This window comes from Pseudobutyrivibrio sp. ACV-2 (genome assembly GCF_900107545.1).
Taxonomy (GTDB): domain Bacteria; phylum Bacillota; class Clostridia; order Lachnospirales; family Lachnospiraceae; genus Pseudobutyrivibrio.
The window spans coordinates 314,004-331,235 of the sequence record NZ_FNQZ01000001.1 but is presented as its reverse complement, the minus strand read 5'-3'; the positions used below and the strand labels follow the sequence as shown (position 1 = coordinate 331,235).

At 38.0% G+C, this 17,232-nt stretch carries 16 protein-coding genes and 1 tRNA gene; 16 read left to right on the top strand and 1 reads right to left on the bottom strand.

Annotation, left to right across the window (positions count from 1 at the left end):
- Positions 1 to 2: 2 nt before the first annotated feature.
- The 13 genes from BLV53_RS01550 (at position 3) to BLV53_RS01490 (ending at position 13,760) form a co-directional block, all read left to right on the top strand.
- Positions 3 to 1,022 carry a DUF5050 domain-containing protein gene (locus tag BLV53_RS01550; RefSeq protein ID WP_090296134.1) on the top strand — a complete coding sequence of 340 codons (1,020 nt, stop codon included), beginning with the start codon at positions 3 to 5 and terminating at the stop codon, positions 1,020 to 1,022.
- A gap of 10 nt (positions 1,023 to 1,032) precedes the next feature.
- Positions 1,033 to 2,169 carry a prephenate dehydratase gene (gene pheA / locus BLV53_RS01545; protein ID WP_090296131.1) on the top strand — a complete coding sequence of 379 codons (1,137 nt, stop codon included), beginning with the start codon at positions 1,033 to 1,035 and terminating at the stop codon, positions 2,167 to 2,169.
- 18 nt (positions 2,170 to 2,187) lie between these two features.
- Complete coding sequence (locus BLV53_RS01540; RefSeq protein WP_090296127.1) at positions 2,188 to 3,708, top strand: Ppx/GppA phosphatase family protein; 1,521 nt, start codon at positions 2,188 to 2,190, stop codon at positions 3,706 to 3,708.
- Between the two features lie 8 nt (positions 3,709 to 3,716).
- Positions 3,717 to 5,885, top strand: coding sequence for an RNA degradosome polyphosphate kinase (locus tag BLV53_RS01535; RefSeq protein WP_090296124.1), 2,169 nt, complete (start codon positions 3,717 to 3,719; stop codon positions 5,883 to 5,885).
- A complete protein-coding gene (locus BLV53_RS01530; protein WP_170830725.1) occupies positions 5,878 to 6,693 on the top strand; it encodes a Cof-type HAD-IIB family hydrolase in 816 nt (271 codons plus the stop codon). The genes BLV53_RS01535 and BLV53_RS01530 overlap by 8 nt, the downstream gene beginning before the upstream one ends.
- 199 nt (positions 6,694 to 6,892) lie before the next feature.
- On the top strand, positions 6,893 to 7,390 hold the full coding sequence (infC, locus tag BLV53_RS01525; protein WP_090296120.1) for a translation initiation factor IF-3: 498 nt from the start codon (positions 6,893 to 6,895) through the stop codon (positions 7,388 to 7,390).
- Positions 7,391 to 7,408: 18 nt separating this feature from the next.
- The gene (gene rpmI / locus BLV53_RS01520; protein WP_028236330.1) at positions 7,409 to 7,606 is read left to right on the top strand and encodes a 50S ribosomal protein L35; all 198 of its coding nucleotides are present in this window, start codon (positions 7,409 to 7,411) and stop codon (positions 7,604 to 7,606) included.
- A gap of 44 nt (positions 7,607 to 7,650) precedes the next feature.
- Complete coding sequence (rplT, locus tag BLV53_RS01515; RefSeq protein WP_090296117.1) at positions 7,651 to 8,010, top strand: 50S ribosomal protein L20; 360 nt, start codon at positions 7,651 to 7,653, stop codon at positions 8,008 to 8,010.
- Between the two features lie 264 nt (positions 8,011 to 8,274).
- Positions 8,275 to 8,799, top strand: a complete 525-nt coding sequence (locus tag BLV53_RS01510) for an ABC transporter permease subunit (RefSeq protein ID WP_278335371.1) — start codon at positions 8,275 to 8,277, stop codon at positions 8,797 to 8,799.
- A gap of 117 nt (positions 8,800 to 8,916) precedes the next feature.
- Positions 8,917 to 9,933: a UDP-glucose 4-epimerase GalE gene (gene galE, locus BLV53_RS01505; RefSeq protein ID WP_090296115.1), complete on the top strand. Its 1,017-nt coding sequence runs from the start codon at positions 8,917 to 8,919 to the stop codon at positions 9,931 to 9,933.
- Positions 9,934 to 10,073: 140 nt separating this feature from the next.
- Positions 10,074 to 12,644 (top strand): heavy metal translocating P-type ATPase, encoded by a 2,571-nt coding sequence (locus BLV53_RS01500; RefSeq protein WP_090296112.1) that lies wholly within the window; start codon positions 10,074 to 10,076, stop codon positions 12,642 to 12,644.
- 135 nt (positions 12,645 to 12,779) lie between these two features.
- A complete protein-coding gene (locus BLV53_RS01495) occupies positions 12,780 to 13,523 on the top strand; it encodes an N-acetylmuramoyl-L-alanine amidase family protein (RefSeq protein ID WP_170830724.1) in 744 nt (247 codons plus the stop codon).
- A gap of 165 nt (positions 13,524 to 13,688) precedes the next feature.
- Positions 13,689 to 13,760: transfer RNA gene (locus BLV53_RS01490), tRNA-Glu, on the top strand.
- A gap of 74 nt (positions 13,761 to 13,834) precedes the next feature.
- Here BLV53_RS01490 and BLV53_RS01485 read toward each other — a convergent pair.
- The gene (locus BLV53_RS01485; protein WP_090296105.1) at positions 13,835 to 15,010 is read right to left on the bottom strand and encodes a tRNA(Met) cytidine acetate ligase; all 1,176 of its coding nucleotides are present in this window, start codon (positions 15,008 to 15,010) and stop codon (positions 13,835 to 13,837) included.
- Positions 15,011 to 15,167: 157 nt separating this feature from the next.
- Here BLV53_RS01485 and BLV53_RS01480 point away from each other — a divergent pair, with 157 nt between their 5' ends.
- The 3 genes from BLV53_RS01480 (at position 15,168) to rpmF (ending at position 17,166) form a co-directional block, all read left to right on the top strand.
- Positions 15,168 to 16,364, top strand: a complete 1,197-nt coding sequence (locus BLV53_RS01480; protein ID WP_090296103.1) for an acetate/propionate family kinase — start codon at positions 15,168 to 15,170, stop codon at positions 16,362 to 16,364.
- A 90-nt stretch (positions 16,365 to 16,454) separates the two neighbouring features.
- Positions 16,455 to 16,985: a YceD family protein gene (locus tag BLV53_RS01475; RefSeq protein WP_090296101.1), complete on the top strand. Its 531-nt coding sequence runs from the start codon at positions 16,455 to 16,457 to the stop codon at positions 16,983 to 16,985.
- Between the two features lies 1 nt (position 16,986).
- Positions 16,987 to 17,166, top strand: coding sequence for a 50S ribosomal protein L32 (gene rpmF, locus BLV53_RS01470; protein WP_090296099.1), 180 nt, complete (start codon positions 16,987 to 16,989; stop codon positions 17,164 to 17,166).
- Positions 17,167 to 17,232: the final 66 nt, after the last annotated feature.

Here is a 17,232-nt window from a genome sequence, read left to right as displayed (position 1 = left end):
GAATGAAGATAGTTAAACGTGTAATTATTTTTCTTGTTTTTGTAGGTATTATTGTAGGTGCTGGTTATTATAAATATATTAACACAGTCACTTTTCAAAATGATCCAAATACAAATGGCAATACAATCGGAAACCTCTATGGAAATGGACTTTTCTGTGAGATTGACGACACGGTATATTTTGCCAATCCGAATGATTACAGTCGTATTTATACTATGACACCAAATGAGCAGGATATAGATATTCTTGCAAATGATAGTGTCTACTTCATCAATGCTGACTCACATTACCTGTACTACAGCCGAAATGCTAACAGAGATAATTCACAAATGGGATTTTTGGGTGTAAATACAGATAGCTTATGTCGTATGACCAGAAAGAATAAAAAGGTTATTATATTAGATGATGCTATCTGTAATGCCTGTTCTTTGGCAGGCAATTATGTTTTGTATTTACGATATGATTCAGAAGATGCCACAAGTTTGTATATAGTTGGTACAGATGGTGAGGGGCGTGAACAGCTAAGCAAAGAGTCGCTAGATCCAAGATGTACGATAGGTGAAAAGTTCTATTATACAGGACTCACAAATGATCATAACCTCCATCTTATGAATATTCATTCGAGAGATACAGCCTATGTTTCCTCAGAAAATCTGTGGCTTCCAATACTTGAAAAAAATACTATGTATTTTATTGATTTGGATAATCATCACAGAGTTTATAGGATGTCTCTTGGAGGTGTCGACAAGGAAGGGCTGACCTCGTATGGAGCTGTGTGCTATAACTACACAGGAAACTATCTTTATTATCAAAGCCTGAAGGGAAATCCTGATGGTATGTATATGGTCGATTTGCTCACTGGCGCCGAGACGCTTTTGGCAGAAGGCCAGTACAACAATATAAATATAACCAGTAAATACGTATATTTTGCGGATTATTATTCAGGCTCAATGTTCCATGTTCCAGTGGGCAGCACAAATGTTAGTCCTTTTGATCCGCCTATACGAGCACTTGAAAATTAATAGGAGAGGCATGAGAGATTTAAAAGACATCAGAGTAGAAATTGACCAGGTAGACAAAGAAATATTAGATTTATTTACAAAACGCATGGAGCTTGCATGTCAGGTGGCTGAATACAAGATTTCCACAGGAAAAAAGGTTTATGATAAGACTCGTGAGGATGAAAAGCTTTCAAAGCTATCCTCATATGTTGATGATGAGTTTAGTCAGCAGGCTGTAAGAGAACTTTATACTCAAATAATGTCTATCAGCCGCAAGAAACAATTCGCCATTCTAAGAGAACACGGACAAGTTTTCGAAACAGGATTCACACAGGTGGATGAGTTTGATTTTTCACAGGCCACTGTATGCTTCCAGGGAGTTGAGGGGGCATATTCCCAACTTGCCATGATGGCTTTCTTTGAGGACAAAATGAAGGATTGTTTCCATGTGGACACCTGGCGAGACGCTATGGATTCCATCATAAATGGCAAGGCTGACTACGCAGTACTTCCTATCGAAAACAGTCTTGCAGGTGCAATCGAAGAAAACTTTGATTTACTTTCAGAATATAACGTGGCTATCATTGGCGAGCATATTTTAAAGGTTAATCATGCACTTTTAGGTGTAAAGGGTGCAAAAATTGCTGATGTCAAAACTGTTTATTCTCATGCTAAAGCTATTGCCCAGTGCGATGAATATATCAGAACAAAGCATATGGACTGGGATGTGAAAAACCTTCATAATACCGCAGTCAGTGCCCAAAAGATTCATGACGATGGTGATAAATCACAGGCGGCCATAGGCAGCGTTTACAATGCCAAGCTCTATGATTTGGAGGTTTTAGAGGAGGGTATTCAGGACAACAAAAATAACGAAACAAGATTTATCATTGTTTCCAACGAGAAAAAATACAGAAAGGATGCCAATCAGATTGGTTTATGCCTAGAGATTGCTCACGAGCCAGGAAGCCTGTATCGCATCTTATCAAATCTCATGTTTAACGGAATCAATATGAACAGAATAGAATCAAGACCAATCAAAGGGGTTAATTGGCAGTATAGATTCTTTATAGATATTGATGGCAATCTTAATGATGAAGCCGTTAGAAATGCTCTAATAGGATTAGAGGAGGAGTGCGTTAGCCTTAGAGTCTTAGGTAATTACTAAATAATAAAAGGGGTTAGTATGAAATTATTTGCAAGTATCTACGTGGGCTCCTACGAGACCACAATGAAGGTCTTTGAAATAAACAAACAAAAGAAAATCAAAACAATCGAGACCATTAAAGCGCCTACTGATGTAATAAAGGATGTGCTTAATACGGGGAGTATTCTGCCTGAAACTACAGATAAACTATGCAAAGTTTTGCTTGATATTAAATCTACAATTGAAAGCTATAAGGTTGATTCCTATGCTATACTTGCAGGTCCGAATATCAAGCAGGCAGATAATGCCCTTATAGTTCTTGAGCAAATCAAACAGAGAACTGGATTTTCCATTGAGGTCATTTCCAATTCTGAGCAGCGCTTCTTAGGCTATCAGGCCGTTGCTTCAACTGAAGATTTTGAGGAATTAATCAATGAATCAGCAGTTCTTATCGATATAGGCGGTGTATCGCTTCAAATCACATTATTTTCAAAAGGAAAAATCATAACAACCCAGCATTTATCACTAGGAACAGTTGCAGTTAGTGAAGATATCAAAAAACTTGGAACTTCATCTGCTTCCTTTGAGCAGATTAATGAAATGGTATACAAGGAACTTGAAGTATTTAAAACCATGTTCTTAAGGGGCATAGAACCTAAGTATATGATTTTACTTGGCGTGCAGGTAAGCACCTTTGCTGAAAAAATTGGAAGTTTTTCTAATAAAAAGGTCAGCGTTACAGATTATCTGGCGTTTTTAAATAAGATAAATAAAAATGTTTTAAAGCAGCTGGAAAGCGAAAATGACATATATTTCGACAATGAGAATATTATTGAACCGGTAATAATGCTTTATAAGTCATTGGCTGAAACATTTTTACCTAAGATGGTAGTAGCGCCCGGTGTTTCAGTTTGTGAAGGCATGGCTTATAACCACAGCTTCAATAAAAAATGGCTTACAGCAAAACATGATTTTGATAATGACATTATCACAGCAGCCTGGTCCATTGCCAAACGTTACGATAGTTACCAGCCTCATTTAAAGGCTTTATTTAAGCTTTCAGGGGAAATATTTGACACCATGAAAAAATATCATGGTATGGGAAAAAGGCAGCGTGTTCTTATGCAATGCATAGCGATTTTGCATGATTGCGGAAAATATATTTCACTGGCTGAGGCATCAAGCTGTTCCTACACAATTATAATGGCTTCAGAAATTCTTGGTCTATCACACAAGGAACGAGAGATTATTGCTACAACAGTTGAGTTTAATAGAAAACCTCTTGAGCCATATGAGAGTCTTTCAGATAGGTTTACTATTGAGGAATACCTCATGATACTTAAGTTACTTGCTATTCTTAAAGTAGCTAATGCACTTGATCGTTCCCACAAGCAGAAGATAAAAAATGTTTCTATGCGAGTTAAGGATAGGGAACTTATTATTACTATTGAAGCAAACAGTTCACTGGCTCTCGAAAAGGGTTTGTTTAAAAAGAACGCAGATTTCTTTGAACAGATTTTTTCCATCAAACCTGTACTTAAGGAGAACAAAAGGTTTTAGGAGGATGTATGGCACATATAAATATTTCTGATGCAAAATATTATGATAACAGGGAGCTTAGTTGGCTTAAGTTTGAGCGTCGTGTGTTAAATGAAGCTCTTGTAAAGGAACTGCCAATTCTTGAAAGACTAAAGTTTGTTGGGATAACCTCATCAAATCTTGATGAATTTTTTATGGTTAGAGTGGCATCGCTAAAGGATATGGAACATGCTGGATACACAAAGCCTGATATTGCTGGCATGACACCTACCGAGCAGCTTATTGCCATCAATGAAAAAACCAGAGAACTGGTAGATTTTGAGTATAGCACCTTCAATAGATCTTTGACACCTCTTCTTAAGGAAAGTGGAATAATCCTCTACGAAAAATATGAGGATTTAAATGAAAATCAGCTTAAATACATTGATTCATTTTTTATGAGTCAGGTTTATCCTGTTCTTACGCCGATGGCCTTTGATGCATCAAGACCATTTCCTCTTATCAGAAATAAATCCTTAAATATTGCTGCACTTATAGAAAAGAAGGCAGACACAGTAGGTGTTGGTACGAAAACGGGAAACGATGATGTGGAATTTGCCACAGTTCAGGTGCCTTCGGTGCTTCCACGATTTGTTTCTTTACCATCTGACGATAAAAACAGATATTGCTTTATACTTTTGGAGCAGATTATCGAACGCAATATGGATAAGTTGTTCTTGAATTATAATGTGGTAGCTGCTTCTCCATATCGCATAATGCGTAATGCGGATTTTAATATAGACGAAGAGGGCGCAGAAGATCTTCTTATCGAAATCGAAAAGCAGATAAAATCACGTCAATGGGGTGAGGTTATTCGACTTGAGGTAGAATCTTCTGTAAATAAAAAACTTCTTGCCATATTGAAGAAAAATCTTGGAGTTAATGAAATCGATATTTATAAAATCAAAGGTCCTATTGATTTAACATTTTTGATGAAGCTTTATGGCATCGAAGGTCATAGCAATTTGCGCTCGCCCAAATTTATTCCACAGGAGAATCCAAGACTTCGCCCAGGGGAAAAGATTTTCGATGAAATAAAGCGAGGGGATATTCTTTTACATCATCCATATCAGACCTTTGATCCTGTGGTAGATTTTATTGCCCAGGCGGCATTTGACCCTCAGGTGCTTGCCATTAAGCAGACCTTATACCGTGTAAGTGGTAATTCACCTATTATTACAAGTCTCGCCAGAGCTGCTGAAAATGGAAAGCAGGTAACTGTTTTAGTAGAGCTAAAAGCACGTTTTGACGAGGAGAACAATATCATTTGGGCAAAGAAGCTTGAAAAGGCTGGCTGTCATGTTATATACGGTCTTGTGGGGCTAAAGACACATTGTAAAATAGCTCTTGTTGTGCGCCGTGAGGAGGATGGTATCAAGCGCTATGTTCATCTTGGGACAGGAAACTACAATGATTCTACTGCGAAGCTTTACACTGACTGCGGCATTTTGACCTGCCGAGAATCCTATGGAGAGGATGCTACAGCTGTGTTTAATATGCTATCTGGATATTCTGAGCCCGCAAGCTGGAATAAGCTTGTAGTGGCCCCTTTATGGCTTAGAGACACATTTATTAGGCTTATAGACCGTGAGATTCGTCATGCCAGGGACGGCAAAGAAGCACATATTATTGCAAAGATGAATTCCCTATGCGATAAGGAAATAATCGAAAAATTATATGAGGCTAGTAATGCCGGAGTTAAAATCGAACTTATTATCAGAGGTATATGTTGTCTTCGCACTGGAATCGAAGGTGTGAGTGAGAATATTCATGTTACATCTATTGTTGGCGCATATCTTGAGCATGCCAGAATTTTTTATTTCTACAACAGTGGGCGTGAAGATATCTATATGGGAAGTGCTGACTGGATGCCACGAAACCTTGATAGACGTGTAGAAATTATTTTCCCTGTTGAAGATGAATTTTTAAAGAAACAGGTCAAGCACATTTTGGATGTCCAACTGGCTGATAATCTCAAGGCTTATGAGATGACAGATGATGGAAATTATGTTAGAATAAAGCCTTTGAGGGGAAAGAAATCTGCATCTGCGCAGGAAACTTTCTGTAGAGAAGCAAAGAGAAATAATGAGCCAGAATTTGACTTCGCCAGAAGGCGTACGTTCACACCAATTCTGGCAAACGAGGTTTCAGATGAGTAGAAAGCTATTGGCCGTTGATATGGACGGTACACTATTTAATGACGACAAAACTATTTCAAAGGAAAATTTAGAAGCAATCACAAAGCTTTTAGACGCAGGTCATGCCTTTGCATTTAACACAGGCAGACCCAATCATGCACTTAGAGAAATCCTGTCAGTATATTCTGAATTTGACAGAGATAACGTATTTATTTTAGGACATCAGGGAGTAATTGGAACTGAATATTCCTCTAATAAGGAATTGTTTGGTGACTATATCAATAATGACGATGTGAGAGAGGTCATCACAGAAGTTTTAAAATGTGGATTCACATGTGTTACCTTCGATGCCACACACATTTACACCTTTAACGATAACTGGTTCATTGAAAGCTATAAAAAGCTTTCCGGAGAGCAACTGGTTTACCTTAATAGTGTAGATGAACTTAAAGGAAAAAATATAACAAAACTTATTGCTATTGATTATGATCATCCTGAGGCTCTTCAGGCGTTTAAGGATGAGCATGAAGCAATTTTTGGCGATAGGTTTGAAAGCTTCTTTTCACATTATGCTTTCATGGAGTATATAAAAAAGGGCACAGGAAAGGGTGATGGGGTGTTAAAACTTGCGTCCATCCTTGATATTCCTGTTTCTGATACAGTTTGCGTAGGCGATGAAAGAAATGATATAAGCATGGTAACAGTGGCAGGAGTTGGTGTAGCCATGTCAAACGGACGTGAGGAGCTTAAAGAAGTAGCAGACTATGTTACTGAAAATGATAACAACCATGGTGGTATAGCCGAAGTTATCTATAAATATTTTCTATAAAATTATTATTGACGTATATAAATATATATGTTAAATTAACTATGTTGTGAAAACAAAGTAGAGTATCCACTCTCACCTTAGCACATTTATTAGTGACTCGGGTTTTATATTTCACACAAACCTTGTTTGTGATGATTTATGGTGGATATTCTGTATCCACTATTTTTTTATTTTTGGAGGTATTACCATTAGCGATTTAATGATTAATGAGCAGATTCGTGACAAAGAGGTTCGTGTAATTGGCTCAGATGGGGAACAGCTTGGCATTATGTCAGCTAGAGAAGCACAAAAGTTAGCCGACGACGAGGGCTTAGATCTCGTTAAGATTTCACCAAAGGCTAATCCACCAGTCTGCAAAATCGTAGATTACGGTAAATTCCGTTATGAGCAGGCTCGTAGGGAAAAGGAAGCCAAGAAAAAGCAGCATGTTGTTGAGGTTAAAGAGATTCGTATGTCTCCAAACATTGATGCTAATGATATGAACACAAAGGTAAATGCAGCTAAGAAGTTCATCTCAAAGGGAGACAAGGTAAAGGTAACACTTCGTTTCCGTGGACGTGAGATGGCTCATATGCAGTCCTCTAAGCACATCCTTGATGATTTTGCAGAGGCACTTGCTGATGTTGCAGTAGTGGAAAAGGCACCAAAGATTGAAGGTCGTAGTATGAGCCTGGTGCTTACAGAAAAGAAATCGTAATACAGGAGGAAAATTATCATGCCAAAGATGAAGACAAGAAGAGCAGCTGCAAAGCGCTTTAAGGTAACAGGAACAGGAAAGCTTAAGAGAAACAAGGCATACAAGAGCCACATCTTAACCAAGAAGACTACAAAGAGAAAGAGAAATCTTCGTCAGTCTGCAATTGTTGATTCAACAAACGTAAAGAACATGAAGAAAGTGCTTCCATATCTCTAAGATATAGTTAGTACGGTTATTTATTTGGTTAGGAGGAATTTAAAATGGCAAGAGTAAAAGGCGGATTAAACGCTAAGAAAAGACACAATAGAACATTAAAGTTAGCAAAGGGTTATAGAGGCGCAAGAAGCAAGCAGTATCGTGTTGCTAAGCAGTCAGTTATGCGTGCTCTTACATCATCATATGCAGGTAGAAAGCAGAAGAAGAGACAGTTCAGACAGCTCTGGATCGCTCGTATCAATGCTGCAGCTCGTATCAATGGACTTTCATACTCTAAGTTCATGTACGGCCTTAAGCTTGCAGGTGTTGAGATGAACAGAAAGATGCTCGCTGAGCTCGCTGTTAATGATGCTGAAGGATTTGCAAAGCTCGTTGAGGTTGCAAAGGCTAAGGTTGCAGCTTAATCTTTTAACATGATTATTTTGATAGACTTGGGATTATTCTCAGGTCTATTTTTTTTTCTATTTTAATAATGTAACACTTAAATCTATATTGTGTATTGGTTTTCTAGAAAGGTTAAGCGGTACACCTAAATTGAAAATTTCTATATTCTATGGCGAAGCAGCATTACTTCAGGAAAGGCAGTAATAGAGCTAAAAAATGGCAGAAAGGTTGAAAGCTTTAGAGAAGAGATAAAGGCATTATTAGATAGAGATATTCATAAGCTGTTGTTATTTGTCCCTTTACTTGGACTCTTGATTTTTACAGTAATGCCTATGGGATTTATTACAAGTCCACTTCCATTTTTAACTGATGCAAATTGGGCGAGAGTGACTGTAATAGTAGCTAATATGTGGATTGGTATTCCGTATACAATGCTTATCGCTACAGGAATCCTCACTAATATTCCTGCATACCTTTACGAGAGCGCTCGTATTGATGGGGCAAGCCCATTTAAAATGTTTACAAAGATTACTATTCCAATTTCAAAGCCTATAATTATTTACACTATTTTGACTTCATTTATCGCACCATGGGCAGATTATATTTTTGCCAGCGTTATCTTAGGAGATAAGTCAGACAGATATACAATAGCTATGGGGCTTTATGGAATGCTTACGCAGGATAACATTGATAAATACTTCAAGCAGTTTGCTGCAGGCGCTGTACTGATTTCTATACCAATTGCTGCATTATTCATCAGTTTGCAGAAATATTATGTTGAAGGTTTATCAGGTTCAGTTAAAGGATAAACATATTAACTATGAGTATTATGTTAGAGTAACTAACATTTGTTAAAAATAATTCTTTTAAATTTGTTATGTTTCTGATAATCTATAGACGTTAACGAATTAAAGGAGGTATTTGTTATGGCAATTTTAGTTACAGGCGGAGCTGGCTTCATTGGCAGCCACACATGCGTTGAACTTCAGCAGGCAGGCTATGATGTAGTTGTTTATGACAATCTTTCTAACGCTTCCGAGAAGTCATTAGAGAGAGTCGAGGCTATCACAGGAAAGCCAGTAAAGTTTTATAAAGGCGATATCTTAGATAGAGATAGATTAAATGAAGTATTCGAGAAGGAGCAGCTTGATTCTTGTATTCATTTTGCAGGCCTTAAGGCTGTTGGTGAGTCAGTTGTAAAGCCTTGGGAATACTATGAGAACAACATCGCTGGAACACTTACTCTTGTAGATGTAATGCGCAAGCATAACTGCAAGAACATCATTTTCTCTTCATCAGCAACAGTTTATGGTGATCCAGCAGAGATTCCTATTACAGAAAACTGCCCTAAGGGACAGTGCACAAACCCATATGGATGGACAAAGTCAATGCTTGAGCAGATTCTTTCAGATATGCAAAAAGCTGATCCTGAATGGAATGTAGTTCTTCTTCGTTACTTTAATCCAATTGGAGCACATCCATCTGGAACAATGGGCGAGAATCCAAATGGTATTCCAAACAACCTTATGCCATACATCACACAGGTAGCAGTAGGAAAGCTTCCTGAGCTTGGTGTATTCGGAAATGATTATGATACGCCAGATGGCACAGGCGTACGTGACTATATCCATGTAGTAGATCTTGCAAAGGGACATGTAAAGGCTCTCAAGAAAATCGAGGAGAATGCAGGTCTCAAGATTTACAACCTTGGTACAGGTGTAGGCTACTCAGTTCTTGATATTGTCAAGAATTTTGAGGAAGCAAACGATATCAAGATTCCATATTCTATAAAGCCACGTCGTGCTGGTGATATTGCCACATGCTATTCAGATGCTACAAAAGCTAAAGAAGAGCTTGGTTGGACAGCAGAATACGGCATTAAGGAAATGTGCGCAGACTCATGGAGATGGCAGAAGAATAATCCTAACGGATATGATGATTAATTTAATATGCTGATTATAAGGCCCTTTGTTTATCAAAGGGTCTTATTTTTGTGCGGTACTCAGAAAAAACTGATTAATTGCGATAAATCTATGTTTGTAGTAATATGATGGTTAGATTAAACGAACATGAGGTTATTGTAATGGAAAAATATAACGTAACTGGCATGAGCTGTGCGGCTTGCCAGGCAAGAGTGGAGAAGGCGGTAGCTTTAGTCCCCGGAGTTGAAAGTTGCAGTGTAAGCTTGCTTACAAATTCTATGGGAGTGGAAGGCAATGCTGATCCAAGACAAATAATAGAGGCTATAGAAAAGGCGGGTTATGGAGCTTCACTAATAGATTCTAATCAAAATTTTTCTAACCAGACATCTATTCCAAACTATGATGATGCATTAAAAGATACTGAAACTCCTAAGCTTAAGAACAGATTAATAGCTTCCATAATTCTTTTATTGCCCCTTATGTATGTTAGCATGGGAGCACATATGTGGGGATGGCCATTGCCATCATTTTTGAGTGGTAACCATATCGGAATGGGGCTATATGAGATGATTTTTGCTGGCCTTATTATGGTTATTAATCAAAAATTCTTTATAAGTGGATTTAGAGGACTAATACACAAAGCTCCAAATATGGATACTTTGGTTGCTTTGGGTAGTGCAGCCTCTTTCGTTTATAGCATGTATGCGTTGTTTGCCATGACTGTTGCCCAGGTAAATGGGGATCAAGAGAAGGTTATGGATTTGATGAATGAATTCTATTTCGAATCGGCGGCAATGATTCTTACTCTCATTACTGTTGGGAAGATGTTAGAGTCAATTTCTAAGGGCCGTACGACCAATGCACTTAAGGATTTAATGAAACTGGCCCCTAAATCGGCGGTACTTCTTAGAGATGGAAAGGAGATAGTAGTCCCAATTGAGCAGGTTAAAATAGGCGACAGATTTGTAGTAAAGCCTGGGGACAATATTCCTGTAGATGGAATTATTATCGATGGAAGCAGTGCTATAAATGAAGCAGCCTTAACTGGAGAAAGTATTCCTGTAGATAAAACAGTGGATGACACTGTATCCGCTGCCACCAGCAATGAAAGTGGTTATCTTGTCTGTGAAGCTACAAGAGTTGGAAAGGATACAACACTTTCACAAATTATTCAGATGGTAAGTGACGCCGCTGCCACAAAAGCGCCTATTGCAAAGATAGCAGATAAAGTTTCTGGCGTTTTTGTTCCTGTTGTAATTAGCATTTCTTTTATTACGTTTGTAATATGGATGCTTGTGGGGCATACAGCAGGCTTTTCTCTTGCTAGAGCAATTTCAGTTCTTGTAATTAGCTGTCCTTGTGCTTTGGGTCTTGCCACACCTGTGGCCATTATGGTAGGCAATGGTATGGGCGCTAAGCATGGAATAATGTTTAAGACTGCGGTTTCCCTGGAGGAAACCGGAAAGACTCAGATTGTAGCTTTGGATAAAACCGGTACTATAACAAAAGGTGAACCAAAGGTGATAGGAGTCTTCGAAGCTGAGGGCATTGATGATGTTGATTTACTAAGAGTGGCCTTCGCTATAGAAAATAAGTCTGAGCATCCCCTTGCCAAGGCTATAGTTGAAGCTGGGCTGCAGGAGGGCTTGGAACCTGCAGAAATTACAGATTTCAAGGCTTTGACAGGAAGCGGATTATCAGGAATTTTAGATGGTAAGCAAATATATGGGGGAAACCTTGAACTGATAAAATCTGTGTCAGATATTAATCCTGATTTTATAGGTTTAGCAGATACTTTGGCGAAAAAAGGAGAGACTCCATTATTTTTTGCTGGAGATGGTAAATTCCTTGGCATAATTTCTGTTGCAGATGTTATAAAAGAGGATTCCACTGAAGCAATTGAGCAGCTTAAGAATATGGGAATCCATGTTGTTATGTTGACAGGTGATAATCCAACGACTGCAGCTGCTATAGCTAAAGAAGCAGGAGTGGATGAGGTCGTGGCAGGTGTAAAGCCTGATGGAAAAGAAGAGGTTATTAAAAATCTTCAGGAATTTGGCAAGGTTGCAATGGTTGGTGATGGAATCAACGACGCTGTAGCCCTCACAAGGGCTGATATTGGAATAGCTATAGGTGCAGGAACTGACGTGGCAATAGATTCAGCAGACGTAGTTCTTATGAAAAGTAGATTGACTGATGTGGTTTCGGCTATAAGGCTTAGCCGTGCAACATTAATCAATATTCATGAAAATCTATTTTGGGCATTTATCTATAATATAATAGGAATTCCACTTGCCGCCGGCGCATATATACACGCTTTCGGATGGGAGTTAAATCCTACTTTTGGAGCAGCTGCAATGAGTTTATCCAGCTTTTGTGTTGTAACAAATGCTCTTAGGCTTAATTTATTTAACCTACATAGTGATAAATTGGATAAAAAGCTTAAAAACAAATTGGATCAAAAACAGCTTTTAAATAATAAGGTTGATGATGATATTTTAAATTCTAAGGAGGAACGGAATAATATGGAAATTACAGTAAAAGGTATGATGTGTGGACACTGTGAAGCTCATGTAAAGGAAACTCTTGAAAAAATCCCAGGTGTTGACGAGGCTACAGCAAATCATGAGGATAATCTCGTTACTATTAAGACTAGTGCCGATGTGGCAGAAGCAGACATTAAAGCTGCTGTTGAAGCAGCAGGGTATGAGTATTGTGGTATAAAGGGTTAAAAATACTCATTACATCCAATAGTTCATATTTTTTTCACATAATTGAAGCACAAAAAGACGATAATGATTATAGGGATGATTTATTTAATTTCTTTCATCTCTTCTAAAAATTATCGGAAAGGGAGTGTTTCATCTATGAGAAAGAAAAACTTTAATTTACTGCGCAGTTTCGTAATGGTAATGCTCCTATGCATTTTTATTGGGGCAGACAGCATTGATGTACAGGCCAAAGGTCTTATATCAAAAAGTTTTGCAGCAAAGCTTGTTGTTATTGATCCTGGATGTCAAGCTATTGAGAATAATAAAAAGGAATCCGTTGGGCCTGGAGCATGGTCATGGGAAACGGAAGACCTGATTGGGGCAAAGGGAGCCCTTTCAGAAACTCCTGAGTATGATTTAAACTTGACTATTGCCAAGAAAACAGAGGCTGCGCTTAAAAAACTTGGCTACAAGGTGGAACTTACACGTAATACTAATGATGTGGACATGAACAACGCTGAGAGGTCAATGATTGCCAATACTATGGCTGCGGACCTATATTTAAGCATTCACTCCAGTGGTGAGAATAAAAAGGATTCAGGAATTTTTGTGCTTTGCGAATCTGCAGATAATCCATATAATTACGGAACCTATAGCCAGTGCAGATTGTTGGCAGATGTGTTGAGAGGCTGTTTGCAGGAAAAGAATTTGGATTCCAAAGATGTTATTGAAACAGATGACATTATTGGAATTAATTGGTGCCAGGTGCCAAACGCTGTTGTGAGAGTGGGAAATCTGAGGAATAGCGATGATGATGAAAAACTCGAAGACAGTGATTATCAGGATAAACTGGCAGAAGGAATTGCCGCAGGTATAGATAGTTATTTTGCACAGAAATAATTTTTAATCACCCTCAGAGAAAATTACTACATAAGTAGTTTTTAGCTGAGGGTGATGTTTTTTTAGAAGCAAAATAATTAATGTGAAAAAAATCAAAAAAAGTGTTGACTTATTACCCTAACCATAGTATTATAATTTTCGTCGCAAGCGATAAATAATAAATATGGTTCCTTGGTCAAGCGGTTAAGACGTCGCCCTCTCACGGCGAAAACAGCGGTTCGATTCCGCTAGGAACTGCGATTAGCACTCTTGTTAAGAGTGCTTTTTTTAATACCTTCCTATAAGTCTATAGGAAGGTATATTGATGTATATTAATTTTTTATGTTAACCAAATTAAATTTTCTATTATACTCATTTGGGTGGATTGCTCCGGTTTTTCTAGTGGCGACTAATCTATGTATATCACTTGAGAATATATCACTTTTATTAACGATATCGCCAGGAGCTGTTATTAAGGGAAAGTCACTTTTTTCTTTGATTGAACCAAGTAGAGCGGCGCCATTTTGACTGAACCCTAACATTCTAAGGTATTTTATATAGCCATCTTTTTTTTCTTTTTCAAAATCCACTTTTGTAATATCAAGTAGTATATGACTTAAAACCCTGCTTACACGTGAGAAATTCACATTTTTTGTTTTTAGAAGACTACAAAAACTACTAAAATCTTTGAAATCTTTTAAGTTATTTGAGATTCTATCAGCTAAATCGCAAGTGCAATCCAAATATTTACTGTAATCAGTTTCAGACAAAAGCTTGTAATGCAATATGTCAGAAATATCATTACAGTGGATAAAAGTGGCATTTTTATAAATGTCCAGGGTTTTGTCTGGGACCGATGAGATATCATGGTCTAGAGCCAGTTTGTTTCTGATGGCGGTTGCTGAACTTATCGACCCTGTTATATGAGAATCGTTATAATTGTTGAATTGGCGTTTTATTATCTTGATGGTTAGAGGAAGGTCGTTTTCCATTATATATCTGCAATATTCCAGGCCTAAAATATTGTTGGGGCTGCTCATTATTTCTGCCGGAATATGATTTGCTGCGGCCTTAGCTCTAGCAGAGGCATAGGTTTCACCGGAAGATAATAACTTTTTAATTTCATCGTCTAAAACTCCGGAAGTTTCTATTTCTACAAGTTTTTTTGCATTTTCAATAAAAAGAGTTTCATCATCAGTTTCAGCACCAAATAAAATAGTGTCGACAACTTGTGTATTTGCCAATAGTTGAATGCCTGCTGCAGCGAATTCTCTGGCCGAGGAGGTGGAGAAAATTGTTGGGATTTCAAATATTATATCTGCTCCACTTGCCAGTGCTGCATGGGCCCTTATGTATTTGTCAAAGCAGGCAATTTCGCCTCGTTGTGTGAAACTACCTGACATAGCGACAATTACCACATCGGCGTGTAACACATCTTTTGCATAATCGATTTGAAGCTTATGACCATTGTGAAATGGGTTGTATTCTGCGACGATTCCGACGACCATTTTGTTCCTCCGAAAAAACTATTTCTTCACTTATTATACATTAAAATTATATTGAGAAGATAAATATAAATGTTATAATAAAATAGTTGTTTGAACACTATCAAACTGATTTTTATTAAAGAAAGAAAATTTTATATAAGAAAGGAAGTTAACTATTATGAAGATTTTAGTTATCAACTGTGGTAGTTCATCTCTTAAGTATCAGGTTATTGATTCTGAGAGTGAAGAAGTGCTCTGTAAGGGACTTTGCGAAAGAATTGGTATAGACGGACGTATTGTATACCAAAAGGCTGGTCTCGATAAAGAGATTACAGAAATTCCTATGCCTACACACAAAGAGGCAGTAGCTGCTGTTATTGATGCCATTACAAATGACAAGACTGGTGCTATCGCATCATTAGATGAAATTGATGCTGTAGGTCACAGAGTTGTCCATGGTGGTGAGAAGTTTGCAGCTTCAGCTCTTATTACAGATGAAATGATTAAGGTTGTAGAAGAGTGCAACGATCTTGCTCCACTTCACAACCCAGCAAATATTATCGGTATTAATGCATGCCGCGAGCTTATGCCAGGTAAGCCACAGGTTGGTGTATTTGATACAGCATTCCATCAGACAATGCCTAAGGAAGCATTCATGTACGCTGTTCCTTACAAATATTATGAGAACTATGGTGTTCGTCGTTATGGCTTCCACGGTACATCACACAGCTACGTTTCAAAGCGTGTTTGTGAATTCGCTGGCGCTGATCTTAAGAATTCAAAGATTATCGTTTGCCACATAGGCAATGGTGCATCTTGCTGTGCAGTATTAAATGGTGAGTCTGTAGATACATCAATGGGTCTTTCTCCACTTGAAGGACTTGTTATGGGTACTCGTTCAGGTGATATTGATCCTTCAGCTGTTGAATACATGGCAAAGAAGGAAGGGCTTGATTTTGCAGGTGTTATGAACGTCCTTAACAAGGAGTCGGGAGCACTTGGTGTTTCAGGTATTTCATCTGATTTCCGTGATCTCATTGCTGCTTCAGCAGAGGGTAATGAGAGAGCAAAGCTTGCTATGGATATGATTGCATACCGTATTGCTAAATATGTTGGCGCATACGCAGCAGCAATGAATGGTGTTGATATGATTTGCTTTACAGCAGGTCTTGGAGAAAACAATGCAGGTCTTCGTCAGGCAGTATGTGATCATCTTGGATTCATGGGAGTAGAACTTGACCCAACAAGAAACGATGGCCCAAGCGAGGATAAGCTTATTTCATCAGACTCTTCAAAGGTTAAGGTATTCGTTATTCCTACAAATGAAGAGGTTATGATTGCTAGAGATACAGCAGCTATTGTTGCTGGTAAATAATTAGCAAATATATTGTTAATTTTTGATAAAAGTATTTGACAACTATATTTATGCTATGTATAATTGACAAAGTGTGGATAGGAGATATTTATGAAGATTTCTATTAAGGATGTCACTTCATTGAATGACCAAAGTAAGAAGTTCGCGGGAAGCTGCGATTTAAAGGATTTTTCTTATCTTGGCAGTGAATTTTCTATCAATCACATAGAGCCATTTGAAGTAGTTTTATCTATGATTGGAAATGGCAAGCTTCATATCACATTTAACACCGAGAGTACTATCACAGGTGCATGTGACAGATGCTTGACAGAGGTATCTTTTAAGGTTCCTGTTTCTGTAGATGAGACCATTCAGGTTTCAGAAGGGGAAGTGGTTCCTGATGAAGATATTGGTCCTTACTCATTTATTGATGGCGAGGACATCGATGTAGATGAGCTAATTTTAAACGAGATCTTAGTGAATTTCCCGGCAAAGATATTGTGCCAGGATGACTGTAAGGGTATTTGCCCGGTTTGTGGCAAGAATCGTAACACTGAGTCTTGTGGCTGCGACGACACAGTCTTAGATCCTAGAATGGCACAATTTTTAGATGTCTTTAATAGCTTTAAGGAGGTGAAATAGCATGTCTATTTGTCCAAAGAACAAATCTTCTAAGGGAAGAAGAGATAAAAGAAGAGCAAATTGGAAAATGAGCAACCCAACACTTGTAAAGTGTTCTAAGTGCGGTGAGCTTATGGTTCCACACAGAGTTTGCAAAGCTTGCGGATCATACAACAAGAAAGAAATCGTTACTGTTGATTAATCGCAATCGCATGGCCCCCGTGTTATGACGGGGGCTATTTTTATTTGAATTTCTCAATAAGATACA